10 protein-coding genes are annotated in these 8,447 nt (G+C 39.4%); 5 read left to right on the top strand and 5 right to left on the bottom strand.

Features of this window, described 5'->3' with window-relative positions:
* Nucleotides 1–28: 28 nt before the first annotated feature.
* Nucleotides 29–427 carry a hypothetical protein gene (locus CWB76_RS13210; protein WP_138608218.1) on the bottom strand — a complete coding sequence of 133 codons (399 nt, stop codon included), beginning with the start codon at nucleotides 425–427 and terminating at the stop codon, nucleotides 29–31.
* A 178-nt stretch (nucleotides 428–605) separates the two neighbouring features.
* Here CWB76_RS13210 and CWB76_RS13205 point away from each other — a divergent pair, with 178 nt between their 5' ends.
* Nucleotides 606–1,109 (top strand): Mpo1 family 2-hydroxy fatty acid dioxygenase, encoded by a 504-nt coding sequence (locus CWB76_RS13205; RefSeq protein ID WP_138608216.1) that lies wholly within the window; start codon nucleotides 606–608, stop codon nucleotides 1,107–1,109.
* 25 nt (nucleotides 1,110–1,134) lie between these two features.
* On the top strand, nucleotides 1,135–1,926 hold the full coding sequence (locus CWB76_RS13200; protein WP_138608214.1) for an SDR family oxidoreductase: 792 nt from the start codon (nucleotides 1,135–1,137) through the stop codon (nucleotides 1,924–1,926).
* A gap of 63 nt (nucleotides 1,927–1,989) precedes the next feature.
* On the opposite strand, the gene CWB76_RS13195 is transcribed toward CWB76_RS13200, so the two are convergent.
* The 4 genes from CWB76_RS13195 to CWB76_RS13180 all read right to left on the bottom strand — a co-directional run bounded on the left by CWB76_RS13195 (nucleotide 1,990) and on the right by CWB76_RS13180 (nucleotide 4,682).
* Nucleotides 1,990–2,370: a VOC family protein gene (locus tag CWB76_RS13195; protein WP_055012597.1), complete on the bottom strand. Its 381-nt coding sequence runs from the start codon at nucleotides 2,368–2,370 to the stop codon at nucleotides 1,990–1,992.
* A 40-nt stretch (nucleotides 2,371–2,410) separates the two neighbouring features.
* Nucleotides 2,411–2,818: a GFA family protein gene (locus CWB76_RS13190; RefSeq protein WP_054201063.1), complete on the bottom strand. Its 408-nt coding sequence runs from the start codon at nucleotides 2,816–2,818 to the stop codon at nucleotides 2,411–2,413.
* Between the two features lie 430 nt (nucleotides 2,819–3,248).
* On the bottom strand, nucleotides 3,249–3,428 hold the full coding sequence (locus CWB76_RS13185) for a DUF6435 family protein (RefSeq protein WP_010390276.1): 180 nt from the start codon (nucleotides 3,426–3,428) through the stop codon (nucleotides 3,249–3,251).
* Between the two features lie 93 nt (nucleotides 3,429–3,521).
* Nucleotides 3,522–4,682, bottom strand: coding sequence for a PQQ-dependent sugar dehydrogenase (locus tag CWB76_RS13180; protein ID WP_138608212.1), 1,161 nt, complete (start codon nucleotides 4,680–4,682; stop codon nucleotides 3,522–3,524).
* A 294-nt stretch (nucleotides 4,683–4,976) separates the two neighbouring features.
* Here CWB76_RS13180 and CWB76_RS13175 point away from each other — a divergent pair, with 294 nt between their 5' ends.
* The 3 genes from CWB76_RS13175 to CWB76_RS13165 all read left to right on the top strand — a co-directional run bounded on the left by CWB76_RS13175 (nucleotide 4,977) and on the right by CWB76_RS13165 (nucleotide 8,296).
* The gene (locus tag CWB76_RS13175; protein ID WP_138608210.1) at nucleotides 4,977–6,020 is read left to right on the top strand and encodes a flavin reductase family protein; all 1,044 of its coding nucleotides are present in this window, start codon (nucleotides 4,977–4,979) and stop codon (nucleotides 6,018–6,020) included.
* Entirely contained in the window at nucleotides 6,017–7,069 is a 1,053-nt protein-coding gene (locus CWB76_RS13170; RefSeq protein ID WP_138608208.1) for a fatty acid desaturase family protein, read from the top strand. The genes CWB76_RS13175 and CWB76_RS13170 overlap by 4 nt, the downstream gene beginning before the upstream one ends.
* Before the next feature lie 225 nt (nucleotides 7,070–7,294).
* Nucleotides 7,295–8,296: a branched-chain amino acid aminotransferase gene (locus tag CWB76_RS13165; protein WP_304644689.1), complete on the top strand. Its 1,002-nt coding sequence runs from the start codon at nucleotides 7,295–7,297 to the stop codon at nucleotides 8,294–8,296.
* The last annotated feature ends 151 nt before the right edge of the window (nucleotides 8,297–8,447 follow it).

The raw sequence follows: 8,447 nt of genomic DNA, 5'->3' as shown, positions 1-8,447 counted from the left end.
AGAGACGCTTCGCTATTAGAGGAGTGCTCTAAACCATAACTTTCATCTGTAACCAAAAAACCAAACAGGGGCTTATAAAAAGTAATAGCATGCCCATACTCAGTAAGTTACCTCTAAAAAGGTTAAAATCATCAAGTATTTTGTGCAACTTATACTTAAATAAATATCTGCCCACAACAATATCTAAACTAAGCATTATTGTTAGCCAAACAAAACCCACATTTAAACAATCTAAGTACGAAATAGGGTTAACCCATGGCAAGGTCAGCCAAGTAATGGCATAAATAATCGCAGTGCCCAAAAGTAAGCTGAGAGTTTTAGCGCGTTTTAGAGCGTAAAATCGATGTAAAATCCTTACTCTAATATTGCCATTAATTATCTCAGCTAAAGCGAGTAATAGGCCAACGGCGAGTGTTTTTAAAAGCATGTAAACCTCCTGGTGCTGATCATGTTAATTATTAACGATGACCTTACCTAATTTATAGCTATAACGCATAAGGTGCTGCTCACCATTTTTAGAGATTAACTATCGTTATCAGTTGTTATTATGTGTCATTTTTTATAAGGTGAACTTTGCTTATAAAAATAACAATAGGAACGCCGTCATGAAAACCCTTGAACAACAGCTCGGCCAGTATGGTTTGTACCATCGCTCTAAACGAAATGTATTAACCCATTTTTTTGGTATTCCACTCATTGTGTTTGCCGCTTTATGCTTACTCGCCCGAATTGAAATTCCTATTGCTAATTTTAGCATTGATGGCGCGCAAATTTTTGTATTAGCCTCTGTGGTTTACTATTTTATGTTGAGCTTTTCGCTTGGTTTGATCATGGGAATTATTTTCACTTTGTTACTGGTAGCTGCCCAGCCAATTGCCGCAATGGCATTAATACCTTGGTTGGTAATTGGAGTTGGGGTATTCGTGTTTGGCTGGATATTACAGTTTATTGGTCATTATTTTGAAGGTAAAAAGCCCGCTTTTGTTGATGATTTAGTAGGCTTAATTATTGGCCCTTTGTATGTCACTGTTGAGCTACTATTTTTAATGGGCTTTTACAAAAACTTAGAGCAGCAAGTGAATGAAATAGCGGGTCCAACTAAAGTATAACCAGTCAAAGAATATAAGGTAAACCATGGATTATAATAATAAAACAGTGTGGATCACCGGCGCATCATCAGGTATTGGTGAAGAACTTGCAAAACAATTTGCAGAGCAAGGTGCAAAGGTTATTTTATCAGCGCGAAATATCGATAAACTCAACCAAGTAAAAGACGAGTTAAAAGGCGAGGGGCACCGTGTTATCCCGCTTGATTTATCAAAGCCCGAAATGGTACTGCAGGATGTATCGGAGAAAATAGATAGCTTAGGCCCCATTGATATTTTAATTAATAACGGCGGTGTATCACAGCGTAGCTTATTTTTAGAAAACGACTTTAAAGTGTACCGGCAACTTATGGAAGTAAATTACTTTGGCTTAATTGCACTCACTAAAGCGGTATTACCTTCAATGGTGGCACGTAAAAGCGGTTCAGTAGTGGCTATTAGTAGCGTGGCAGGCAAAGTAGGGTCTAAGTTTAGAACCGGATATTCAGGCAGTAAATACGCTGTAGTAGGCTTTATGGATTGCTTACGCGCCGAAGTGGCGCAGCACAACATACATTGCTTAACTATTTGCCCAGGCTCAATTAAAACGGCGATTGCCCATAACTCATTGAACGAACAAGGGGAAGCGCAAAACAAACCTGAGCCTTCAATAGAAAATGGTATGAACGTAAATGTAGCCGCATCAAAAATGCTCACTGCAATCTACAATAAAAAGGATGAAGTAGTAATAGGCCAAGGGTTGAGTGGTTGGGCACCGTTTATAAAACGGTTTTTCCCAGGATTATTTAATCGCTTAACCGCTAAGGTGGAATATAAATAACTAAGTACAGTACTTAAACGCCAGCATTTAGCTGCTTAGCGCAATGCTGGTTCGTGTTCAGCTTTATGGCTGTTTTTGTACCTTCCAAGGTGGGTTTAATCGATTTTCTCCAGCTTTATAGAGCTTAATTTTATTTCCTGAAGGGTCTTTTAAAACCGCTTCCTTCCATAGATACCTTTGCTCTGTGGGTTGCTGTTCGAATACGATCCCTTTTTTGATTAACTGCTGGCACAATTGCTCAAGGTTATCGTTCTCAAAATAAATTACAGAATGATTTTCAAAAAATTCACTTTCTAAAGACAATGAAAATGTAGAGTCACCTTCAGGGCAACTAAAACGTGCATAATGAGGTGTATCAACAATTTGGGTAAAGCCAAGTGTGCGATAAAAACTCACCGCTTCATTCATATCTTTGACTGGCAAAGTTACTTGATTCAGTTTCATTCAAACTCCCACTTCAAAAAATAGATAAATTTATATGGATTTACTCTCGCCCTGGCTCATGTCCCTCATAACGAGGAAGCTGAGCATCTAAGTCTTCCCAATTAGCTTTTGAGGTGATGAAATTATGCGATATGGGTCGCTCTGTTATATCGCAGGTCAACGCGCCCAATCGAAGGCGATATCGTTGAGGAGATTGAGCGTTAGCACTATAAATTGGAGCGCCGCAGGTTTTACAAAAGTACTTACGTTTACCTTCACTACTTTGGTAAAAAGTAAGTGTGCCGTTGTAGTCAGTTAATGTCAGATCACTGGCATTAATAAATCCATTAGTAGCAAAAGCACTGCCACTGGCCTTACGACAAAGCGAACAATGACAATGAATAATATCAGTAACTTTACCATTAATTGAAAAGTTGATTGAGCCGCATAAACAACTACCTGTGTACATCTGTATTCCTTGATTTAATTATAATTTTTTCATTATATTGCATTTTTTCCAGTAAATTTTTGATGCTTTATGGCTTAATTACATACTTTACTAAAAATGCTTTCCTCGCACTCACAAAATCATCAGCGCTTTAATATTCTGCTACTTCAAACAATGCATCAACTCTTTTGGACTAGATTAATAATTCCACTAATTAACGTTAATGTAAATAATTGTTTATGCGAGTTTTTAGGTGGGTTATGAGCATAAGTAAGAGAAGGCAATAATGCTATGAGTATAATGAGCTGTGCTCAATTAAAAGCTAGTTACGATGGAGGTTAAGCTAGGGAATTATCTGGTTGGGCTTAAGTGGATTTAAAAAAGGATGTTTGTAAGTATTAAAACCCCGCGTTTTTAACGCGGGATTGGTTTGAATTGGTAGGCTATATGTTTACTTGGCTTTTTTGGCTTCGAGTGCTTCTATTTCATTCCAGATTTTTTCAGCCTCGTCAGTTAACATCGCATAGCTTTTAATATCGCCTTTTCTTTGTGCTTGCATGCCTTGCTCTAATTTTGCATCGTACTCTTTACGCAATTTTTTGATTGGATCTGGCTTTAAAAATGAAAACATCAACACCCTCGTTGTTTATTAGCTAATTACAGTGACAGTACGCAGTTAAGCTGCAAAAAGTTTGCTGTTACTGTAATTAGATGTATTAAATGACTACTTAGGATCTAGTCGCACAATGCCCTGGCCATCTAATCCAAGGTAAATAGTACCATCATCACCTTGGGCTAGGCTGCGAATACGGCCAATACCTTCAAGTAATTTACTTTGTTTAACGACCTTGCCATCTGCTATTTCTAATACGCTAACAAAGGCGTATTTCATTGAAGCGAGTAAAAATTTACCTTTAAGTTCAGGGTATTTATCACCTTTTACTAGCAACATGTCTGAAGGAGCGATAGACGGTGTCCACTGTAATATGGGCGCTTGCATGCCCGGTTTTTCGGTTAAATCGGTAAACGAGGTGCCGCTGTAGTCAATACCGTAACTCACCACGGGCCAGCCGTAGTTAGTTTTAGGTTTAATCATATTAAGCTCATCGCCACCACGGGGGCCGTGTTCGTGTGCCCAAAATACACTATTGTCACCATCGAACCACATACCTTGTGGGTTACGATGCCCATAAGACCAAACCGCTGGTTTTGCACCTTTTTGGTTTACGAAGGGGTTGTCGGATGGAATTTTACCATCGTCGTGTAAACGATAAATTTTACCGCCATCACGGCCTAAATCTTGTGGGTTAATATCTCGCGAGCCGCGATCGCCAATCGAAAAATACACATAGTTTTGGTTATCAAACACAATACGGCTGCCGTAATGCTGACCTTTTTTAGAGTTATGCTCACCTTTGTATAATTTTTGTGGCTCAAGTAGTTGGCTGTGATCGTTTTTTAGCTTTGCACGCATAAGTGCGGTGTTACTACCTGCGCCATCGCCTTCACTGCTTGAATAAGTAATATATAGCCATTGATTATTAGCAAAATCAGGGTGCAGCTCTAAATCAAGAAGCCCGCCTTGGCCGTTGGCATCTATTTTTGGTAGCCCTGTGATTTTAGTTAAGCTGGTGGAGTTATTACGAAGTAAATAAAGGATGCCGCTGCGCTCGGTTATTAATAAGTCACCGTTTGGCAGAGCCTCAATAGCCCACGGAATTGAAATTCCTTGGGCAACAGTTACCGGTTTTACATTAAGCGCTAATTTATCCAGTTCTTTAAAATCAACTGCATAAGTACTGAGGCTGGTGAGCCCCGAAAGTGCAAATGCACAACTGATTTTGGCAAGTGTAGAAAATTTTTTACGCGTTGTTATTTTGTTCATAATGGCTTCCAAAATTAACTAAATTTTAACTACCTTAGCACGCTATTTATCATGGTGTTAAGTATTTGGGATAAATACAAGTACACGCAATTTAATCGTTGTCCATTGGGTACTTGAGCGTTGTTAACCTTTAAATATCGCTCTAGAAAAATTGAATAATTACTCTAATGGGGTTGAAATTTAAAAATTCGAGCGTACACTTGTGCGCTGAAGTTTGGGCTTACACGTGTATGCTCAAATATAAAACCCAGCAGAAACTAATGGGTAGTCGATTTAAATAGAGAATTTATAACCATGTTAACTCCGGTATTAGATCAATTTTCAAAATGGTTTTTACACCATCAAAGCTTTGCAGCTTATATTGAGCCAATAATTCAAGTGTTTAAACCTGGGTGGCGCGCTGACCTTTTTCGAGCCAAGGTTGTTGATGTTCAAGCGCTAAGCGGGCAATTTTTAAGTATTTCACTTAAACCAAGTAACAAGTGGCCTATACATATTGCTGGTCAACACATTAGCTTAACGGTGGAAGCTAATGGACGTTTGCTTACTCGAGTGTTTACTTTGGCATGCAGCCCCGCACAATTTAAGGCGACAGGTTTACTTCGTTTATTAGTAAAAACAGATCAGCAAGGTCATTTTACAAGCCAATTGCAAAATGCATTAGCGGTGCAGCCATGGTGTAATATTTCTTTACCAAGTGGCGACTTTGTATTTAAAAGCTGGCACAAACCCAGCACGTTTATTGCTGGTGGTTCGGGAATTACGCCTATGCTTGCAATGCTTGATCAGCAGCTAAGTAATACTGAGCATCAGATAAAATTAATTTACTTTGCTAAAGCAGGTGAGCATCAATGCACTAATGAGTTAAAAATGCTGACACAGCAATATAATCATTTTTCTTACGTAATGCTTACACGGGATCGAAGCCCATATTTAACTACTCATATAAATACGGACGATAATCCTGATATATATTGCTGTGGTCCTGCTGGCTTTATGCAAGAAGTTGCAGATTTTACTCGTCTACTTAATTTAACCTATTACCAAGAATCGTTTGCTCTATCCATGCCTAAATTGACTGACGACAATCATTTTTCAGTAATAATAAATAAAGACACGCATGTAGTGACTAGTAATGAGGTGCTATTAAACCAGTTTGAAGCAAAAAAACTCCCTGTGCAGCGTGGTTGCGGCATTGGTATTTGCCATCAATGCCAGTGCATTAAAAAGTCGGGAGTGGTGCGTAATTTAAAAACTAATCAATTATCAGATACTGGCGAGCAGTTAATTCAACTGTGCGTGAGCCAAGCCGTTAGCGATTTGGAGTTACAGCTATGACAACTATAAATTATCAACAGTTAGCCGATGATTTAGATGAAATTAAAATGTCGACATTAGCTACAGTTGGGCAAAAGGATGCAAACTATATTCGTTCTATTGTGCGTAAGCAGCGGTTTTGCGAAATAGGCGGACGGATTTTATTGATGCTTGGTTTTGTACAGCCATTATTGTGGGTAGCGGGTGTTTTATTACTTGGTTTGGCTAAAATTCTCGACAACATGGAAATTGGCCACAACGTAATGCATGGTCAATACGATTGGATGAACGACAAACAACTTAACTCTAAAAGCTACGAGTGGGATATAGCCTGCGATGGCCAAAGCTGGAACCGCGTTCATAACTTTGAACATCATACTTACACTAACATTATCGGAAAAGATCGTGACTTTGGTTATGGCTTATTAAGGTTGAGCAATGACTTTAAATGGCGGCTAAAAAATACATGGCAGTTTATTACCTATTTAAATTTAAGCGTGCTGTTTCAGTGGGGCGTGTCGTATCATGAGCTCGCAGGCGAGCGAGTCTTTATAGGTAAAAAGAAACCAAACCGTAAAGGCGCTGTAGCGCATAGCACTTTAAAAAAGCGCTTTTTTAGTAAAGGGGCGCGCCAACTAATTAAAGACTATGTGTTATTTCCAGTTTTGGCGGGACCACTGTTTTTATGGGTATTAAGCGGTAATTTTTTGGCAAACTTAATTCGTAACCTATGGACCTCAACCATTATTTTTTGTGGTCATTTTACCGAGCAAACCCATACCTTTTATGAGCAAGACTGCAAAAACGAAAGCCAAGGGCAGTGGTATTATCGCCAAGCGCTGGGTTCGTCAAACATTAAAGGGGCGCGTTGGTTTCATATTTTAACTGGGCATTTAAGCTTTCAAATAGAGCATCATTTATTTCCTGATATGCCGTCGTCGCGTTATCAAGAAATTGCGCCTAAAGTGCAAGCCGCATTACAAAAGCAGGGGATTGCTTATAATACTGGCGGATTTTTTCAGCAATACACCTCAGTGTTAAAGCGTATATTACGTTATTCATTTAAATAGAGGTTAATAAAATAGCCGCTACTATTATGTATGCATTAAATAATCAGCTAACTATAAAATGTTAGCTGATTATTGCATTAAAGAGTTAGCAAGCGCTTTATTGATTAAATAATCATCAGCACATGCAAAAAATTCTTCTAATTAATTTAAAAACAGCTCGTTTTGCTATGGTTAAATAGTAGCTGGTTGTCATACAATGGAGAAAAATAGACCACACAAGAGAGAATAAAAATGGCAGCATTTGGTACTGTGTTTATGCCGCAGATGATTCAAGCTAAGTTTTCTGACAATCAGTGGGGCGAAAGCTCAATTGTTCCTTGCGATAAGCTTGAGTTGCATGCAGGTGCGCACGTTCTTCATTATTCAAGTACATGTTTTGAAGGGTTAAAAGCCTTTCGTCACGAAGATGGCTCGGTTAATATTTTTAGAATGGACGCTAATATTGCGCGCATGCAGCAAAGTTCTGAATTGTTGAGTTTACCTGCTGTTGATGGCGAGATGCTAAAAACAATGATCATCGATATTGTTCGTGAATACGCCGATGAAACGCCGCTTCCTCCTGGTTCTATGTATATTCGCCCAACCCACATTGGTACAGAAGCTGCCATTGGTAAAGCGGCTGCACCGTCAATGAGTTCGTTGCTTTACACATTATTATCGCCAGTGGGTGATTATTTTTCAGGTGGTGCAACTGCGTTACGTGTTTTACTTGAAGAAGATGGTATGCGCTGTGCCCCGCACATGGGTATGATCAAAAGCGGTGGTAACTATGCCAGCGCACTTGGCCCAATTTCAGCAGCACGCACTAAATATAAAGCCGACCAAATTTTATTTTGCCCAGGCGGCGATGTACAAGAAACCGGTGCCGCAAACTTTATTTTAATTGATGGCAATGAAATCATTACAAAAGCACTCGACAGCACATTTTTACACGGTGTAACCCGTAATAGCATTTTAACCATAGCTAAAGATTTAGGTATGACGGTTAGCGAGCGCAACTTTACTGTCACTGAGCTTTTAGAGCGTGCAGCAAAACCAGGTACTGAGGCAGCACTTTCAGGCACTGCGGCAGTATTGACTCCAGTAGGTACGTTTATCCATAACGATAAAGAATACAAAGTAGGTAACGGTGAACCAGGGCCAACAACGGCACGCTTACGTCAAGCATTGAACGATATTCAATGGGGCAAAAGCGAAGATAAACACGGTTGGTTAACTAAAATCTAATCGGGTTCTAGGGTCTGTTGACCTTTGCGGATTAAAATTTGTTCAAACTAGGGGCGGTTTAATCGCGGCGCGAGGTTTGTAACCTAGTGGGCTAAGTAAAAACCGAGCAAAGCTTCCGCGTCCTGCTCACGCTCCTTACCTACATCCATGT

The sequence above is a fragment of the Pseudoalteromonas sp. S1609 genome, assembly GCF_005887255.1.
Lineage (GTDB): Bacteria > Pseudomonadota > Gammaproteobacteria > Enterobacterales > Alteromonadaceae > Pseudoalteromonas.
This window is presented reverse-complemented; position numbering and strand designations above follow the sequence as displayed.